Genomic DNA, 18,341 nt, shown 5'->3' with positions numbered 1-18,341 from the left:
AATAAGGATATAGATATGAAAGAATTAATAGAATTTCTAGAAAAAAGAGGATTTAAAAACCAAGCTAAAGCTAACGGCTTAAGAGATGGTACTATTAAATTTAAAATTTCTTGGTGCAACATAGGTGATGAAGGAGCAAAGTTTATTGCTAAAGCCCTTAAATTAAATATAATATTTTATATTTTACATAGAAGGGTAACAATTTGTCCCAACCCTTTAAATTTTTATGCTATCTGTAAATTTTGTTACACAAAAAAGTATTACTTAATATACTGTCGCTTAGTGGAGCAAATAGTCTACTTGCCTCCACTATTTCAATTCTTCTTCTTTCTGCTTATTTAATTACTCTAAGTTAATCAGTTTTTTAAAGTAATTAATTTTATATAACAAAAAGTAATTTTTGTTACTTTTTAAAGCTCGTATATTCAATACAAAATCATTCTTGTCATAGATAAAAATTTTAACTAAGTTTAGATATAATAAAGTGCCGAGAATAATTGAACGAAATAAACCAAGCGATGCTTTTAAAAGTTGTTTATCGATTATAAGTATAATTTTTCGGTATGGCAATTTGAATAAATTTCTGATTAATTTGTAGTAAGAATATGATGTATAAGGTTTTTCAGCTAAAATAAGCTCTATTCTTAATTCCCTATTTATGCCATTTGGATAAATTTCAAGTAATAAGTCTTTGTCTTTAATAATAAAATCTAGATACGGCTCAATAATGGCTATTTTTCTTCTACTGTTTTAGTGTTCATAACGGCTTAGTTCTCCTGATTAAACTTAAATGATTCAAGTTTGATCACCAAGAAGCTAAGTTAAAGCCCGATTGGTGATCAGGGAGTTAGAAACACCGTCAACAAGAACAGCTGAGTAGTTTTTAGGCTTAAAGTTATACTCTAAGCCCTGAACAATGACTACTACCTCCCCGACCGTAAAATATCGAGGAATAAACCAATTTAACGGTGGTTTTACCGCCTGTTGATGGAGGTTTCTATACTCCAGAACAACCTTAGCTGTTCCAAGATGATTCTAAGCAAAACTCTAAACAAGTCAATATGATTATTGATTTCAGAAATTTTTTCATTATTGCATGACTGGTTTGTCATTCTAGCTCAGCATTGTTGCGTAGATCGAAAAATGCGTTCTAGGTAATACCTTGGCTTGACCACGGTATCCAGAAAACAACTAAAAATACTAATATTATTAGTATTTTTAACTGGATCCCGTGATCAAGTCGCGGGATGACAATGATAGAATTGATCCACACAGTAATGCCTGCTCGCAATGACGATATCATTCTTTACTTAGCAATACCTTTTATGCTACTTGTAAATTTTGTTGCATAATAAAACTATCACTTATATACTTTCGCTAATGATTAATTTGCTTAAAGTTTCATATGGTAAGTAGTAATTTTTATAAAAATTTAGGACCACGAAAACTAACGGCAATTATAGATTTTTTACACAATATTATAGAACCTCCTAAGATTCATGAAGATATAGCTATTCATGATATTAAAATTCTGCAGGAAGCATCACCAAATGATATTAGCTTTTTAAGCAATCCTAAATACTCCGAATTTTTAAAAACTACCAAAGCTGCTGCTTGTATAGTGCCGAAAAATTTTACGGGAGAAGCAAATCCAAATACTCTTTTAATACATGCCGAGAATTCATATTTTGCTTACGGCAAATTGATTGATTTTTTTTATGCTCCTATTAAATCATACCCTGCTAAAATAATGAAATCCGCTATTGTTGCAGATTCGGCGACTATCGGAAAGAATTGTTATATAGGTCACAATGTAGTTATTGAAGACGAGGTTATTATAGGTGATAATAGTATTATAGAAGCCGGAAGTTTTATAGGTAGAGGCGTAAATATTGGCAGAAACGCTAGAATAGAACAACATGTTTCAATAAATTATGCAATTATAGGTGACGACATCGTAATACTTGCAGGAGCAAAAATAGGACAAGACGGATTTGGCTTTTCTACCGAAAAAGGCGTACATCATAAAATATTTCATATAGGAATAGTTAAAATCGGCAATAATGTTGAAATTGGTAGCAACACTACTATTGATAGAGGTTCGCTTCAAGATACTATTATAGAAGATTTATGCCGCATAGATAATTTAGTACAAATAGGACATGGAGTAAAAATAGGTAAAGGTTCTATTATCGTAGCACAAGCAGGTATAGCAGGAAGTAGCACGATCGGTAAATATTGTGCTCTTGGAGGGCAAGTAGGAATCGCCGGACATCTAAATATAGGCGACGGGACACAGGTAGCAGCACAAGGCGGTGTAACACAAAATATAGAGGCAGGTAAAATCGTCGGCGGTAGCCCTGCAGTTCCTATCATGGACTGGCATAGACAATCTATTATTATGAAACAATTACTAAAGACCTATAATAGCAAATTAAAAAAGTAGTTTGCTATTGAAAAGGGCTTTGTTGTGTGGATCACAATGTCATTCCTGCATGGATACTGAGTCGTCATTGCGAGCAGGCATTGTTGCGTGGCAATCCAGAAAAATTAGCAGAAAGTGCCGATTTTAGCACTTTTTACTAGATTGCTTCGTCAATTATTTCATAATTTCCTCGCAATGACGGAAAATTTACATTAAAGAAGAGACCTAAATAAATGATCATAGATATTACCGAAATCATGGATTTGATACCTCATCGCTATCCATTTTTATTAGTAGATAGAGTACTTAAAATCGATCCTAACAAATCAATAACAGGTATTAAAAACGTTACCGTTAACGAGCCGCAATTTACAGGACATTTTCCGGCAAGACCCGTTATGCCCGGCGTTCTAATGGTTGAGGCTATGGCACAATTAGCTGCTATATTAGTTGCTAAATCTTTAGGTTCTACTAAGAATAAAGAAGTGTTTTTAATGGCTATCGAAAATGCAAAATTTCGTAGAATTGTTCAGCCAGGGGATATTATGCATATCCACGCTGTTATTGATCAGCAAAGAGCTAACGTATGGAAATTTTCAAGTACGGTTACGGTCGAAGGCGAAATAGCCGCAGAAAGTAAATTTACCGCAATGATTAAAGATAAATAGGGACATAGTGTCAAATTCTAATATCCATACTACAGCTATAATTGCCGAAGGTGCAAAGCTCGGTAAAAACATAAAAATCGGTCCATACTGTATTATAGGTGCTGAAGTAGTGCTTCATGACAATGTCGATCTAAAATCCCACGTAGTTATTGAGGGGATTACCGAGATCGGCGAAAATACAGTAATCTATCCTTTTGCATCAATCGGTCAACCTCCGCAAATATTAAAATATGCTAATGAGAGATCAAGCACGATAATCGGCTCTAACAATACTATAAGAGAATATGTTACAGTGCAAGCAGGAAGCCAAGGCGGCGGAATGGTGACAAGAGTAGGAAATAATAATTTATTTATGGTCGGCGTTCATATCGGTCATGACTGTAAAATCGGCAATAATGTAGTATTTGCTAATTATGTAAGCCTAGCAGGTCATATCGAGGTAGGTGATTACGCAATAATCGGCGGACTGTCTGCCGTACATCAATATGCTAGAATCGGTGAATATTCAATGATCGGCGGGCTATCACCGGTCGGAGCAGACGTAATACCGTTCGGACTTGTAAGTAGTAAACGTGCGGTGCTTGAGGGCTTAAACCTAATCGGTATGAATAGAAAAGGGTTCGATAAAGCAGAGTCTTTAAGTGCTTTAAAAGCTATCGAAGAAATCTTCTCAGGCAAAGGTAATTTTGCTGAGCGTATAAAACAAGTTGCCGAGAAATATAACAATAATTCTATAGTAATACAAATTATCGATTTTCTTAATCAAGATAGTAGTAGAGCATTTTGTCATTTTGAGAAGTGATGTGATAGGTTCTTACTTGTCATTCCTGCGAAAGCATTGTTGCGTGGATTGGGGTTTCCGTCACTGCGAGAAAATTACTTAAGTAATTGACGAAGCAAGGAAGAAAAAAATTCTGTAAATCAGAATTTTTCTATTACTTTTTCTAGATTGCCACACTCCTTACATTCACGGTCTTGTTGCATGGATCGTTTTATGTCATCCCTGCGTAGGCGGGAATCCAGTAAAACATATAAAAAAACAAGTTTTTTTATATGTTTATTTTATCAAATATGTAACTTCTATATCAATACTGAAGTTATTTTGCTGGATCCCCGCCTACGCAGGGATGACATCGAACTCGTTTTTCTATCCATGCAACAACACCTACAGTCACTCGCAATGACGGAGTATTTTTTCTTGTAAAGAATTTTGGCGTAAACGAGTTTTCAAGCTCTTAAAATCAACTATTTCTGCATTTTGATTTTGCTGGCTACATGCAAAAATATATTTTTTCTTTCCTTTAACTTTTTGGATACATTGTCCACAAATCCCCTTCATCATACACTGCATCGATGAATTAACACTAACTATTAGCTCCGTATTTTCACCGAATATTTCATTTTTTAGACTTTGCAATTCTTCTATTATTTCAGGAGAAGCATTAATTATTACTCTATCCACATAAGTTAATTTACGGTTTTTTATATCAGGATAGGTAACAAATATAACTTCATTATTATTTTCTTTTAGAACTTTTAATAAGCCTACATTACCGGCTTCGGAATCAACAATAACTATTTTTTTATTTTTAGGTATTTCCATCGGCAAGCCTGTCGGTCCCATTAAAACCACTTTCTCATTTTCGGATAATGTTTTACATAAGCTAGTAGATTTACCGACTTCAAAAACTATGAAGCTAATTAAACCTTTTTCTACATCGATATTTGTAGGACTTAAGGCTACCGGCTCTATTAACTTAGCAGCATATTCAGAATAATTTTGTAAGCGAAAGAACTGTCCGAACTTAAAATTTTTAGCAGCAAGCGGCGAATGAATTACCAATTCAAAAGCTTTATCATCTAAGATATTTATTTTATGAATTCTGCTGACTAATAAATAATCAAGCTGCGTACAAAAATCTTTATAAATACCTTTAAAGCCAGGGTCATTATTTATAAGTCTTTTGTTAATAGCCTCGTACCCTTCTTTGGTACTAGCAAGAGCTTTCACTACACTTCCTGAATATTTAGGATTACAATCACCGAAATAACTATATTTATCCTCATCAAATTGAGTGTTATTTTCTATACCGATTGCCATAATTACGGTTTTGGCTTTGATTACTATAGTGTCATCCCGTGGCTTGACCACAGGATCTATAACATTATTCTGATATTTTTTCTGGATCCCGTGGTCAAGCCACGAGATGACACTGAATTCCACAGATTCTACATGACCGTACCTATCGGTGTTAATCCTTAAAGGCTGCATATTTTCTTTAAAATCAACACCAAATGCTAATGCATATATTAGCTCCTCGTGATTTAATTTATACGCCGGCGAATCTTGCAATCTTCCACGATAGTAGACAGTAGCACCCCCAAGCTTATTAAAAACCTTTCTTAATTCTTCATTATTTTTAGCTTCTTTAAACAATTTTGCATGAGTAATAAATTCTTCAGCTATTTCTTTATCTTCCTCCGTTAAATCTTTTTCTATATAATCTTCGGCAAATTTCTCTACTTGCTTTTTATAGTAATATAGACTTTCCGTTGCTGCATCTAAAGAAGTAAGACCGCCGCCTATTACCGCAATCGGCATTCTAATTACCATATTAGTATTAGAATTTTTTAAAAATGCCCCTCCGCTTTGTAAAGTCATTAAGAAATCGGAAGCCGTTTTTACGCCTTTAACTTCAAAATTTTCTATATCCAAAACTTTCGGCTGACCTGCTCCAATGCAAAAAGCCATATGGTCAAAACCCAAATCGAAAGCCTGTTCTTTCGTTATATTAAAATCTAAAGCTACCCCGTCATAATATTTAAAATTATTATTTCTCTCTAATATTAGCCGTAATATATCAAGATTGTTTTTATTCCAGCGAACAGTTATACCGTATTCTGCTACCCCTCCAAATCCTCTTGGCATTCTTTCCGATAACAAATTTTTATATTCATGCCAAAATTTTATAGGCTTATGAACGTCAAAAGGCAAAGGAGTAATTTTTAAACCGTCAATAGCCGTAACATTGTGACCTGACCGTAATAAATAATAGCTAAGACTAAAACCTGCAGGACCAAGACCGGTAACTAAAATATTATAATTAGTAGGTTCTTTTGGTAGAGGTGCATAAATATTAAGCGGATTCCAACGAGTAAGAAGTAGATATATCTCTAAACCGTAAGGTAATTTAAGAGTTTCTTCTAAAATATTTGATTCTATTAACGGGATATTTACGGGATCTTGCTTTTGGTAAATACAAGCTTTTGAGCAATCATTACAAATCCTATGACCCGTTGCCGCAACCATCGGATTATCAATAACAATAATAGCAAGAGCACTTAGGTTAAAACCTTGTGCCTTAACATAGTTCATCTCGGAAATCTTCTGCTTTAAGGGGCAGCCGTTTTGAGTGTCATCCCGTGGCTTGATCGCGGGATCCATTTGTTTTTTGTGGATCCCGCGATCAAGCCACGGGATGACACTCACCCCCCTAGAACAGGAATCCTTATCCTGCTTATGGCAATAAATACAATAATGAGAGTGGTTTAGAGCTTCATCTAGATTTAAAAAAGAATCTGTATAGTCAAAATCTACTCTCTCATTTTTTTGATACTTTAATATTTTTTTATCGTCTATTAGGTTTTCTTTATCTAGTTTTTGGGGGATTGTAAACAAGATTTCATCTCGTGGCTTGACCACGGGATCCAAAAAACGACTTTTAACATCAACATTTGTCGATTTACTGGATCCCGTGGTCAAGCCACGAGATGACAATGAATGGCAATAACCATAAACTCTACACGCTACATATTGTGCTGCTATGTCTAATTCTGTGGCAAAACTTTCTTCTGCCTGTTGCCATATAATTATTTGTTTGGCAAATTCTCTAGAGGTAAAATTCGTACCTATTAAATTAGTTAGCTTTAAATACACCTCTTCAAAATCAATATCTTTTATTTTTTCCGGTGGATATTTTTTTACGGCAACACGCTGAACAAATTTTCTTTTACATTCATAAATAATATCAAAATCTTTATGCTTTAATCTTGATATAGTTACTTCTTTTGAAATACAAAATAACTCTGCTAAAAAATCGTCTAAATGAGGGGAGATTTTTAATAAAAATTCGGAATAATCTTGTGGAATAATAGAGAAAGGAGTTGATCTAAATAATATTAAACCTTTATGCAGAAATTTATCGGCTTTAAAGAGATAATTTAAAAATATTTGATCTAATTTTTTAAGTCCGGTTAAATCTAATTCATTAAAATCTAGATTAAAACCAAGTTTCATAAGTAATAAATAACTCTTTTAGAAAATTGTCTGTAAATTAAATAACTGATACAAACAGTAATAAATGCAACTATAATAGACTTAACTATCAGCATCATATCCGGTAATGTTCCGTCAATCACCAACACTTGTACGGGTCTTATAACTAAAAAGAACGGATTAAATTCAAAATATATCTTTTTAGACTCTGGAATTAGCGAATATGGATAAACTATCGGTATACTCCAATAAATAACTCCGAGAATAACATTTAATATTTGTGGAATATCTCGAATATACGGCGTTAAAAATGCTACTGCGATAGAACCGCTAATCACACATATTATTAAGGGCAAAATTAATATCGGCATAAATATTATTTGCCAAGAAAATTTTTCTGGAAATAATAAAATAAAAGCAAAATACATTGCCGAAAATGAGCAAATTAAAGTATATAATTGCCCTAAACTGTCCGCAACAGGAAAAAAAGTCTTAGAAATTCTAACTTTTTTTATTATTTGATCACGTGTTACCAAAGAACTCGAACAAATCGTTAGACTGCTTACTATAAAACTCCATAAAGGAATACCGCCGACTAAGTTCATTACCATAAATTCTCTTGGCTGTCTTAATAAAAAACCGAAAAAATATGAAATTACCATTATGTGAATAAAAGGCTGAATTAAACTCCATAAAGAACCAAAAAAAGAATCTTTATTTTGCCTAATTATAGAAGCTTTAACTAGTAATGCTATTGCCCGCCAGTATTTTTTAGAAAAAAAATACTTTATCATTTATGAATTTCCTTGTTGTTGGTTATAGATTTTAAACATTTCTGATGGAATCCCATCACCTATAATATTGCCGTCTTTTAATAAAACACATCTATCGCAATTATCTTTTATAATTTCTTCTTGATGACTTACTATTATCGAAATAGGAGTATTCTTAAATTTATTTTTCATTAAATTAAGAGATTTTTCTATAAAATAGCTATCGCCTGCCGCAAAAACTTCATCAAGTAATAGAATCTGTGGATTTTGAAATATTGATACGGAAAAAGCAAGGCGTGATAACATTCCTGAACTATAATTTTTTATCGGTAAGTCGATTTTACTACCTAATTCTGAAAAATCTATGATTTCTTGCTCAATTTTTTTGCTATATTTATCTAACATATTGTTATATAGCATTAACATTTTTATATTTTCACGACCTGTCTGCTCCTGTTCAAAACCGACTCCCATATCTATAATTGCCGCAATATCTCCATGAATTTTGACGGTACCGGATTTTAACGGATATATTCCGGCAATTAGCTTTAGAAGCGAACTTTTTCCCGAACCGTTACTTCCTATAAAAGCTATTTTTTCTCCCTCATAACAAGAAAAATTAATATTATTTAATATAGGTATATTTGGAGAAAGAGAGACTCCTTTTTTCAAGAAGAAATGCTTTAAATCTTGAGCTCTTTTATGAGTATCTATGCCTTCTACATAACCATCGGTTATCTCTATAAATACTTTTGAATGGTTAAGTGACATAAAATAAATATTAAATAGATTTATTAATCCAATCTAAAAGAGAATTTTTTTGTTGCAAACCTATTTTAGTATCTTTTTGTTCACCGTTTTTAAATAACATTATCGTTGGAATACTACGAATACCGTATTCTGAAGGAGTGTTAGGATTTTCATCAATATTCATTTTAAGTACTTTTACTTTGCCTTTTAATTCTTTACTGATTTCATCTATTATCGGTGTTAACATTTTGCATGGTCCACACCATTCTGCCCAAAAATCAACCAGTACCGGTAAATCCGATTCTAATACTTCCTTTTTAAAAAAGCTATCCGTTACATTACTTGCCATAATTTCTCCTTGTTATTACTATCGGTAAATGAAGAGTGGTTATACGAAGGTCAATTTTAAAAAGAGTAATCGGTCTGCAAGGCGAGGAACGGAGCGTATACTTAATAAGTGAGTACCGCAGAACTTGCTAGACGACAACGCCAATTTTTGAAATTCACTGAGTATAAAATAAAATTATAAAGTACAGGCTTCTACTTGTAAATAATGAAAATCTTTTTATTTATTATATTTATTTTTTCTATTATAATATATCCGCATTATTAAAGCTGCTGTTTCCTCTATTGATCTAGTCGACACGTCAATTACCGGCCAATTTCTTTGATCACAAATTTTTCTAACCTCTAAGCATTCTTTTTGTACTATATTAAAATCTGTATAGCTTTTATTTTCGTTAATTTGCAATAAATTTAACCTAGCTTCCCTTATCTCAATTAATCTATTTGGATTAATGACGAGTCCTACTACTAATTGATCTATATCTTTTTCTATAAAATCAGGAAAGGGACAATTATAAACATAAGGAATATTGGCAGCTTTTAGACCGTTATACGCTAAAAATACGGAAGTTGGTGTCTTAGAAGTTCTAGAAGGACCTATTAATATTATATCAGCCCCCGACAACTCATTAAGCATTTGTCCGTCATCATGTCTTATGGCATAATCTATGGCATTAAGTGTATCAAAATAAGTTTTATCGAATTTATAATTGTAATTCTGTTCTTTTTCTATTTCAATACCTGAAAAAACAGACATTTCTTTAATAATTTTACCTATTACAGAAATACATGGAATTTTTAATTCATAACAAAATTTCGTTAAAGCTTTTCGGAGTTCTTGATCGGCAATCGTGTATAATACTATCCCGTGTCTAGATTCTATTTTACTTAATACTTCATTTAGCAATTCCAAATTTCTAATCATTGGCCAATGATATAATTTTGGTTTTACGGAAGTAAATTGTGCAAGAGCAGAATTTGCTGCATATTTTGCAGTTTGCACGGAAGAGTCTGAAACCAAGTGAATAATTAGCTTTGTCATACTTTACACATGTAATTGTGGATAATTTTTTAATAACTTGTTATTTTTCCTATTAAAATCTATTAAAAATTTCCTCAAATCCTTATTAAATCAAGTAAATCTAGTGTATTTTCTTTTAAATAAATAGTTTGTGGATAAAATTGTGAATAAATATCATTTTTCTTTGAAAAAATAGTCTTTTCTAAGCTATAAATGAATTTTACGCTTAATTATCCACTTGTATAAATTCATTACAAACTTATGTGAAGTATAATTAAAAATACCGATATTTTTAAGAATATTTTAATGAAAATTTTGTTGATAACTCTGTTTAAAACATTTAATCTACATAATTCTGTTTACATAAACAATAAATAATAAATAATATCTATTAATTTAATATTTTTAGTAATAGCATGAAGCAAATTTTAAATCCGTTAAAAGGAAATAGTAATAAAATACCTATTTGGTTTATGCGTCAAGCAGGTAGATATTTGCCGGAATATAAAAAAGTAAGAGAAACAACAAAAAATTTTCTAGATTTTTGTTATGATGTTAACAAAGCAACGGAAGTAACCTTACAACCGATAAAACGTTATGGATTTGATGCAGCTATTATTTTTTCTGACATATTAGTTTTACCTCATGCTCTTGGATGGGAAGTAGATTTTAAAGAAAATGTAGGACCTATATTAAAGCAATTCAAATCACAAGAAGATTTTAAATATCTGCAAAGCAATCCGAATAATAAATTAGAAAAGATTTATGAAATAATAAAAAAAGTAAAAAAAGAATTGCCCTCCACCACTTCTTTAATAGGGTTTGCAGGTAGCCCTTGGACAGTGATGAGTTACATGCTAGAGGGAAAAGGGAAACAAGATTTTAAAACGAGCAAAAAATTTATATATGAAAATAAAATACTTGCTAAAGAATTATTAAATTTTATTACGGAAAAAACAGCTGATCATCTTATGAATCAAGCAAGATCGGGAGCAGATGTTTTAAAGCTTTTTGATTCATGGTCAGGAGTACTTGCAGAAGAGGAGTTTACTGAATTTGTAATAGAGCCGACAAAAAAGATTATACTAAAAGTAAAAGAAGTTTTTCCAAAAACTCCTGTAATTGCTTTTCCTAAAGGAGCGGGATTATTGTACAAAAAATTTATAAAAGAAGTACCGATAGATATTTTAGCCGTAGATCAAATGATTCCTCTTGAAAAAATGAAAGAGTGGAGTGATAAAGTAATAGTACAAGGTAATTTAGATCCAGTTATATTATTAACTAATAAAGAAATTATTAAAGAAAAAGCTTATAAAATTCTTCAGGTAATGAAAGGAAAGAATTTTATCTTTAATTTAGGACATGGTATTTTGCCTGAGACACCTCCGGAAAATATAGAATTTTTGACAGAATATGTTAGGTTATATGAAGAAAAGAATAGCAATAGTACTTTTTAATTTAGGAGGTCCAAAAGATCTTGAATCCGTAAAACCTTTTTTATTTAATCTATTCTATGACAAAGCTATAATTAATCTGCCAAATCCTTTGCGTTATATTATCGCTAAAATAATTTCTATTACTAGAGAGAGAAAATCTCAAAAAATTTATTCTTTAATTGGTGGTAAATCTTCTTTACTTCAGGAAACAGAGGAGCAGAAATTAGCACTAACCGAAAAGCTAAAGCAACTCATAAAAGAAGATTTCGCTATTTTTATAAATATGAGATATTCAGCACCTTTTGCTAAAGAAGTAATAGGTCAAATAAAAAAATATAACCCAAGCGAAATAATATTATTGCCTCTATATCCTCAATTTTCAAGTACTACGACAGGATCTTCGGTTAAAAATTTTTTACAAAACCTTGATGTTGATATTCCAATTAAAACAATTTGCTGTTATCCTCTAGAAGAAGATTTTATAAAAACCCATGTTTCATTGATTAAGGAAAAACTATACGATAAAAATTTTCGTATATTATTTTCTGCTCACGGGTTACCTGAAAAAATAATAAAAGCAGGTGATCCTTATAGTTTTCAAATAAAAGAAACAGTAAAAGCAATAGTTAAAGAATTAAATATAAAAGATCTAGATTATAAGATAACTTATCAAAGTAGAGTAGGACCTATGGAGTGGTTAAAACCGAATACGGAAGACGAAATAGAGCTAGCAGGAAAGTTAAAAAAAGACATAATTATCGTACCTATATCCTTTGTATCCGAGCATGTTGAAACACTAGTAGAACTTAATATTGAATATAAATTAATCGCAGATAAATATAAAATTCAATATACCCGAATTCCGACACTTGGAACAAATAAAATTTTTATTAATAGTTTGACAAATATATTGCTACGATTTATTAGTAAGGTTGATACTAATTTAGTTACGAGTAGCTCTAGTACAAGAATATGTCCAAATGAATTTACTAAATGTTTATGTAAATTAACAAATTAATAAGGAAAAGAATGGCAAGTTACTATCTATGGTTTAAGTCAGTCCATCTGATATCTGCTATATGTTGGATGGCAGTACTTCTTTACTTACCTAGAATATATGTTTACCATACCAAAGCTAAAATAGGTAGTGAGCTAGATAGTACTTTACAAGTAATGGAGCTAAAATTACTCAGATTCATTATGAATCCGGCAATGATTAGCACATTTATTTTTGGTTTAATAAATGCTCATATTTACGGGTTTGTTGCTCTTGATACTTGGTTTTACGTTAAAATGTTTGCAGTATTAATTTTAGTGATATTTCACGGTTTACTTGCAAGATGGCGAAAAGATTTTGCAAATGGTAAGAATGTCCATTCAGAAAAATTTTACCGCATAGTTAATGAGATTCCGGCTATCTGCATGATTGTTGCAGTGATTATGGTTATAGTGAAACCATTTGACTAGTATATTCGTTTTATTTGAAAAGGGATTGTTAAAGATATATAGTCATTGCGAGCAGCGGTAAGCTGCGTGGCAATCTCATGAAATAATAACAAACTCCTAAGATTGCTTCGTCAATTACTTACGTAAATTCCTCGCAATGACGTTAAAACCGATCCATGTGGGCAATGTTTTTCCGTGAAAGGAAAGCAGGAATGACATAAATGAAAGCAATGCCTGTTCATCTATACTTTAGCAATACCAAATATTGCTTCTAGTTCTGCTAAGCGTTTCTCTATTGCGTTGATATCTCTCTTTTTCAAAGGTCTTTCTGTAACTCTGTTATCTCTCCGACCATAAGGTTGAGGATTACATCAGTTATGTGAGAGATGTTCTCACTTTTGGTAGAGGTTGCTACACCCCGAAATAGTGTTTTACTATTTCAGTTAAAGTTTATACCTAACTTCCTTTAAAAGTCAATCTATAACTTATTTTATTTTAAACCAATAGTTTATTTATCTAAAAGATTTTTTATTTCTAATGAAAATTTATTTAGAATAACCCCGATTATAGATAAGAAATACATGGTTTATTAGGTTTAAGTTGGTAAGCAATAAGAGCAGAGAATAGAGAAGTAAAGAAATTAATAGGTGATCGATGTCTGGAAGGAGTAATATTAAAATTCTCTTTTATGTAGCCAAAAATGGTTTCGATAATGAATCTCTTCCTTAAAAGGATTTTATCCAAAAGAGGTAATAAATAGTTTTTCATATCCTTTCTTATTCCGGTAATTTTTATTAAACCTTGCTTATAAAGTTTTGTAAACATTTTTTCTGAAATAAACTCCTTATCATCATAACACTTACCTTTTAGACCTTTTTTGATAACCATTGCTTCAAATGCAATTCTGTCATCAACATTACCTTTGGTAATTTTAACAGCAATAATTTCTCCCTTATCATTGATTATCATATGAAGCTTGAATCCAAAAAACCAATCGACAGAACTACGTCCCATTTTTGCAAGATTATTAAAAGTTCTGTTAGAATTAATTCTGATATTTTTACATACTGCAAAATGTGTGGAATCTGCATAATAAATTCCCGTTCTTTTCCCACTTAAGTAATGTAACATCACAATCAATGGCAGAAATAATGAAGGAATAAGCTGAACAAATCTCTCATAACAAGGTGGATTCCTGAACAAATTACCATTAATAATAAAGTTTTGGTAATAAGCTTTTAAATGTTTATATGCACTAAAATGGTAAAAATCATTATTGAGAGTTCTTCACTTAAGGAAAGCTTACCTTCTCTAAATCTTTGCTTATTACTTTTCAGCAATTGATGTTTTACCCATTTCTCATAAATTTTACAAAATTTATCTACTATACAAAATATTGTAGTATATTTACACATGTTATTAAACCTTTATTTTGCTCCTTCAGTGCCCTATTTATATAAGGTTTAATAACTCTTGCAACCTTCCTTCCTCTCTATTCCTTATCCATAATCGGGGTTACGATAGATTCTTTAGGATGATTTTTTTCATATTCTGCATCTATCTTTTTATCCATCTTTTTTTTGTCTTCAATTTTATTAATTTTAGCAGTTAATTCCATTATAGCAGCAAGTGCTTCTTTTCTACTTTTTGGAATGGCTCTTTTATTTTCTTTTTTAGTGCCGTAACAACCTATTGTTGCACCGCCTGCATAAATACTACCTGCTTGCTAAGCAATATGACCGTTTTTAAGTAATTGTTTATCGATGTCTGTTATTTTTATACCGGTATATTTTGAGACTGCTTGAGATATTTTATTATGTTCATTAAGCCCTTCTCTATCTTTACCGCTATCACATATTGTTAATATTTCTTCCTGAGGTAAATTTATTAAACTAGTGCCTTTATTTTCTTGTTTATTTTGTCTTATTTTTTCTGTTAAATTACTTAAGACATCTGATATATTTAGATTAATATTTTCTTTATCAAAAGATATAAAAGGAAGTTTTGTCTCGAAAGATACTCTAAAAGGAACATCTGCTTGCTCAATATTTTTTCTTAATGTGACGGCTTTTTTTAATATTTCTTTTTCCTTATCCGTTAAATTTGCATTGTTAATTATTTCTGCTGCATTTCCTTTAGGTTTATTTATTCTAAAAAAACGTTCAAATTTGCTTCTAGGTTTAATATGTGCTTTTAATTCATCAATTCCTTTTTCAGTCGGTAAATTTTCTGCTATTTTGTTTAAAGTATCACTCACTCCTGAAAAGTTATTTGTTACTCCTATAAGCCTAAATAAATTAAGAGGAGTATTAGTATTTTTCCCACCGACATTTTCCATAGATTTTTTTGTCTGCTCAACAATTGTGGGATCATTGTCGACTCCTATAGGACCTGAGTTTAATGTATTGGTATGAAGAGTAACACCGTCTTCAGTCCATTCTTGGGCTTGGCGTGCATTTAAGTCGGTAATTTTTTGTCTAGAATCTATATCATCCGAAATCGAGGCTAATGTACCTGCATGTTTAGATGTAAGCAATGTTTCAAAATTTTTACCGTCTTTGTCAGTTATTGCACCAATTTTCTCAAAGGCATTTTTCATGCCAACAATTTGTCGTAACTGGGTTGGATAACATGCCTACCGTTTTGAATTGTATCAGCGTACTGATCAACAAGCTTTTTCTCCCATTCAGGCATTACATTATACCAGTTTTTACCGTCTCTATTTTGATATTCTTGCTTTTGTTCTTCTGTCAAGCCTTTAAAAGCTACTTCCGCTTCAACTACAATATGCTCTTTTCCTTCATCATTGATGACTTTTGACAAAGTTACTATATTACAATGCTCATCATTGAAATTTTGAAAATCTTTAGCAACATTTGATTTTTATGAGCATTTTTAATACCATTTTTTCCTAGCAATTCAGTAACATTGTCAATCTCAGCTTGTATATTTTTTGAGATATTTTCTTGTGATTTTTCCATATTCAAAGCATTAAAACTATTAATAAATTTTACTGCTTCTTTATTTAATTTCAGCACAAGCTCAGGTTTATTTTCGCCCTTTGCTATGTCTAGCGCTCCTCTGATAGCATTTAAATATTGCATTTCAAAAGCTTCAGTGCCTAAAACAATTTTTTCATTAGGATTGTTACGACCGTCACGTATTAATATTGGAGTTTCATCATTTTTTCCTTCAATTTTATTAAGCTTTATACCGGTTTTCTCATGACGTAAAATTTCTAAACCCTGTAATGCCTCGGTAAAGCTGCCTTTTTCAACAGCTTCTTCAATTTTAGCTCTATTTGTTTCTAAAGGAACGCCTACTCCTGGTGTAATTAAAAATTCTTTTGTATGATTTAATAAAAACTCCTTATCGTTATCAAATTGTTTTTTTAATGATGAAAGCATTATAAAATTCTATATGTAGTTGTTCATCTCTTGTTATTTTAATTAAAAATTATTATATTAAAATATAACTTTATTAATTAAAATGTGTTATTTATATCAATATCGATAAATTTACTGCACATGCTAAATCAGTGATAGCTAGTAGTCAATCGCTTGTTGCTAAAAACGATCATCAGCAAATATTACCTTTGCATTTATTATCTAGTCTTTTAAGTGAAGAAACAGATATAATTCAAACCCTTATAATAATACCGGCGGTAATATAAACTTATTAAAAGATCAAGTTCAGCTAGAACTAAATAAAATCCCAAAAGTTCAGGTTGAGGGAGGGGGACAAGTTTATTCTTCTGCTGAAGCTCTTAAAGTTTTAGAAAAAGCGAGTAGCATTGCTAAAGACAGCGGGGATAGTTTTGTAACCATAGAGCGTATATTTGAAGCATTAACTTATGATAATACTATAGCCGGTAAAATTTTAACGAATAATGGAATTAATAGTAAAAAATTAGCAGCAGCTATTTTACAGCTTCGTAAAGGCAAAAAAGCAGATACCGAATCGGCAGAAAATAGTTACTATGCTCTAAAGAAATACGGCAGAGACGTAACAGAGCTTGCCGAAAGCGGTAAGCTTGACCCGATAATCGGGCGTGATGAAGAAATAAGAAGAACCGTGCAGGTACTATCATGCCGTATGAAAAACAATCCTGTATTGATCGGCGAACCCGGAGTCGGTAAAACTGCTATAATAGAGGGACTTGCACAACGCATATTTAGTAAGGATGTACCTGAGTTGCTTATGAACTGCCGTATTATTGAGCTTGATATGGGAGCATTAATAGCGGGGGCTAAATATCGAGGTGAATTTGAGGAGCGTCTTAAAGCAGTGCTTAGCGAAATCAAAGAATCAAGCGGTGAAATTATTTTATTTATCGATGAATTGCATCTATTAGTCGGTACGGGAAAAACCGACAGTGCTATGGATGCCTCGAATTTGCTAAAGCCGATGCTTGCTCGTGGTGAGCTGCACTGTATCGGTGCTACTACTCTAGATGAATATCGTAAATACGAGCAATGCAACAAAACCACAACTAAAAGGAGTATGGCAATCTAGAAAAAGTAATAAAAAAATTCTATAAATTAGTATTAATAACATTCAATTTCAGCTAATGTTATACTTTCAGTACCTAATAATTTATAACAATCATTACTAGTAGAGTTAGGAATTTGTAAGTCAAATAATAGTGTTTTTTCTTCTTTATACGGATCAATTAAGTAAGAATTTATAATATCTGTAACTATTGGCGATAAGTAGGTTGTTGTTTCAGTAAGCTTATCAATAGCATTCTGTCCGTCTTTTAATATTTTATCGACTAGTTTTGTATCTTTATAAAAAGTATTTACGGCACCTATTAAGGTTGTTGATATTTCATATATAATAACACCGTTTTTAACTATATTGGTTATATTAGAGTCTAATTTTGCTGTTTTAGAAAAAATTAAAGAAATAACAGTAGGATATTTATTAAATACATTAGGTAGTTCTAAAAAATTACTTACGGCTGAATAGGCAGAATTTGTTGCTTCTGAAAAACAATTAAATGCTTTGTAGATGTTTTTATAATTGTTATTGCTCATAAACTTACCTCTTTTTTATATAGATATACCATGTTTTATGGTAATTGCATATTATACTACTAAATTAAGAAGTGTCAATATTAAAAAATTATATTTCTTCCTAGAGGATATCAGTAAATAAATTTTAACCAATAAATTAATTCTTTTTTGCTGCAAATTATA

At 31.4% G+C, this 18,341-nt stretch carries 19 protein-coding genes and 1 pseudogene; 8 read left to right on the top strand and 12 right to left on the bottom strand.

Translation table 11 applies throughout. The features are described from left to right. The first annotated feature begins 15 nt into the window (after positions 1–15). Positions 16–342 carry a hypothetical protein gene (locus RMONA_RS01885; protein ID WP_023507398.1) on the top strand — a complete coding sequence of 109 codons (327 nt, stop codon included), beginning with the start codon at positions 16–18 and terminating at the stop codon, positions 340–342. 808 nt (positions 343–1,150) lie between these two features. Here the strand turns inward: RMONA_RS01885 and RMONA_RS10105 are convergent. Beyond that, on the bottom strand, positions 1,151–1,303 hold the full coding sequence (locus tag RMONA_RS10105) for a hypothetical protein (RefSeq protein ID WP_242402828.1): 153 nt from the start codon (positions 1,301–1,303) through the stop codon (positions 1,151–1,153). A 102-nt stretch (positions 1,304–1,405) separates the two neighbouring features. Here RMONA_RS10105 and lpxD point away from each other — a divergent pair, with 102 nt between their 5' ends. The 3 genes from lpxD to lpxA all read left to right on the top strand — a co-directional run bounded on the left by lpxD (position 1,406) and on the right by lpxA (position 3,895). Further along, the gene (lpxD, locus tag RMONA_RS01880; protein WP_023507397.1) at positions 1,406–2,446 is read left to right on the top strand and encodes a UDP-3-O-(3-hydroxymyristoyl)glucosamine N-acyltransferase; all 1,041 of its coding nucleotides are present in this window, start codon (positions 1,406–1,408) and stop codon (positions 2,444–2,446) included. Positions 2,447–2,658: 212 nt separating this feature from the next. Beyond that, positions 2,659–3,093 carry a 3-hydroxyacyl-ACP dehydratase FabZ gene (fabZ, locus tag RMONA_RS01875; protein WP_023507396.1) on the top strand — a complete coding sequence of 145 codons (435 nt, stop codon included), beginning with the start codon at positions 2,659–2,661 and terminating at the stop codon, positions 3,091–3,093. Between the two features lie 7 nt (positions 3,094–3,100). After that, positions 3,101–3,895 carry an acyl-ACP--UDP-N-acetylglucosamine O-acyltransferase gene (gene lpxA, locus RMONA_RS01870; protein ID WP_023507395.1) on the top strand — a complete coding sequence of 265 codons (795 nt, stop codon included), beginning with the start codon at positions 3,101–3,103 and terminating at the stop codon, positions 3,893–3,895. Positions 3,896–4,264: 369 nt separating this feature from the next. On the opposite strand, the gene RMONA_RS01865 is transcribed toward lpxA, so the two are convergent. From RMONA_RS01865 to RMONA_RS01845, 5 genes are all read right to left on the bottom strand, one after another. Further along, a complete protein-coding gene (locus tag RMONA_RS01865) occupies positions 4,265–7,390 on the bottom strand; it encodes a palindromic element RPE4 domain-containing protein (RefSeq protein ID WP_023507394.1) in 3,126 nt (1,041 codons plus the stop codon). Beyond that, on the bottom strand, positions 7,387–8,163 hold the full coding sequence (locus RMONA_RS01860; protein ID WP_023507393.1) for an ABC transporter permease: 777 nt from the start codon (positions 8,161–8,163) through the stop codon (positions 7,387–7,389). The genes RMONA_RS01865 and RMONA_RS01860 overlap by 4 nt, the downstream gene beginning before the upstream one ends. Next, positions 8,164–8,913 (bottom strand): ABC transporter ATP-binding protein, encoded by a 750-nt coding sequence (locus RMONA_RS01855; RefSeq protein WP_023507392.1) that lies wholly within the window; start codon positions 8,911–8,913, stop codon positions 8,164–8,166. Positions 8,914–8,923: 10 nt separating this feature from the next. Beyond that, positions 8,924–9,241 carry a thioredoxin gene (gene trxA, locus RMONA_RS01850; RefSeq protein WP_023507391.1) on the bottom strand — a complete coding sequence of 106 codons (318 nt, stop codon included), beginning with the start codon at positions 9,239–9,241 and terminating at the stop codon, positions 8,924–8,926. Positions 9,242–9,457: 216 nt separating this feature from the next. Then, positions 9,458–10,279 carry a pyruvate, water dikinase regulatory protein gene (locus RMONA_RS01845; protein ID WP_008579203.1) on the bottom strand — a complete coding sequence of 274 codons (822 nt, stop codon included), beginning with the start codon at positions 10,277–10,279 and terminating at the stop codon, positions 9,458–9,460. A gap of 395 nt (positions 10,280–10,674) precedes the next feature. Between RMONA_RS01845 and hemE the strand changes: the two genes are divergently transcribed. The 3 genes from hemE to hemJ are packed head-to-tail and all read left to right on the top strand — an operon-like array spanning position 10,675 to position 13,161. Further along, on the top strand, positions 10,675–11,715 hold the full coding sequence (gene hemE, locus RMONA_RS01840) for a uroporphyrinogen decarboxylase (protein WP_023507390.1): 1,041 nt from the start codon (positions 10,675–10,677) through the stop codon (positions 11,713–11,715). Then, a complete protein-coding gene (hemH, locus tag RMONA_RS01835) occupies positions 11,672–12,712 on the top strand; it encodes a ferrochelatase (protein WP_023507389.1) in 1,041 nt (346 codons plus the stop codon). The genes hemE and hemH overlap by 44 nt, the downstream gene beginning before the upstream one ends. 11 nt (positions 12,713–12,723) lie before the next feature. Beyond that, complete coding sequence (gene hemJ, locus RMONA_RS01830) at positions 12,724–13,161, top strand: protoporphyrinogen oxidase HemJ (RefSeq protein WP_023507388.1); 438 nt, start codon at positions 12,724–12,726, stop codon at positions 13,159–13,161. 543 nt (positions 13,162–13,704) lie between these two features. On the opposite strand, the gene RMONA_RS01825 is transcribed toward hemJ, so the two are convergent. The 5 genes from RMONA_RS01825 to RMONA_RS01810 form a co-directional block, all read right to left on the bottom strand. Continuing rightward, complete coding sequence (locus RMONA_RS01825) at positions 13,705–14,355, bottom strand: IS982 family transposase (protein ID WP_242402843.1); 651 nt, start codon at positions 14,353–14,355, stop codon at positions 13,705–13,707. 277 nt (positions 14,356–14,632) lie between these two features. Further along, the gene (locus tag RMONA_RS10810; protein WP_277914372.1) at positions 14,633–14,758 is read right to left on the bottom strand and encodes a hypothetical protein; all 126 of its coding nucleotides are present in this window, start codon (positions 14,756–14,758) and stop codon (positions 14,633–14,635) included. A gap of 108 nt (positions 14,759–14,866) precedes the next feature. Continuing rightward, positions 14,867–15,739, bottom strand: coding sequence for a hypothetical protein (locus RMONA_RS09560; protein ID WP_023507385.1), 873 nt, complete (start codon positions 15,737–15,739; stop codon positions 14,867–14,869). After that, positions 15,736–15,963: a hypothetical protein gene (locus RMONA_RS01815; protein ID WP_023507384.1), complete on the bottom strand. Its 228-nt coding sequence runs from the start codon at positions 15,961–15,963 to the stop codon at positions 15,736–15,738. The genes RMONA_RS09560 and RMONA_RS01815 overlap by 4 nt, the downstream gene beginning before the upstream one ends. 5 nt (positions 15,964–15,968) lie before the next feature. After that, positions 15,969–16,547: a hypothetical protein gene (locus tag RMONA_RS01810; RefSeq protein ID WP_023507383.1), complete on the bottom strand. Its 579-nt coding sequence runs from the start codon at positions 16,545–16,547 to the stop codon at positions 15,969–15,971. A gap of 95 nt (positions 16,548–16,642) precedes the next feature. Here RMONA_RS01810 and RMONA_RS01805 point away from each other — a divergent pair. Beyond that, positions 16,643–17,640: pseudogene (locus RMONA_RS01805) on the top strand (Clp protease N-terminal domain-containing protein); the annotation flags it as partial. Between the two features lie 47 nt (positions 17,641–17,687). Here the strand turns inward: RMONA_RS01805 and RMONA_RS01800 are convergent. Next, positions 17,688–18,179, bottom strand: coding sequence for a DUF5424 family protein (locus tag RMONA_RS01800; protein WP_023507381.1), 492 nt, complete (start codon positions 18,177–18,179; stop codon positions 17,688–17,690). Positions 18,180–18,341: the final 162 nt, after the last annotated feature.

Origin of the sequence: Rickettsia monacensis (genome assembly GCF_000499665.2) — a bacterium.
Lineage (GTDB): Bacteria > Pseudomonadota > Alphaproteobacteria > Rickettsiales > Rickettsiaceae > Rickettsia > Rickettsia tamurae.
Note: the sequence above shows the minus strand (reverse complement) of the source record. Positions and strands in the feature narration are given on the sequence as shown.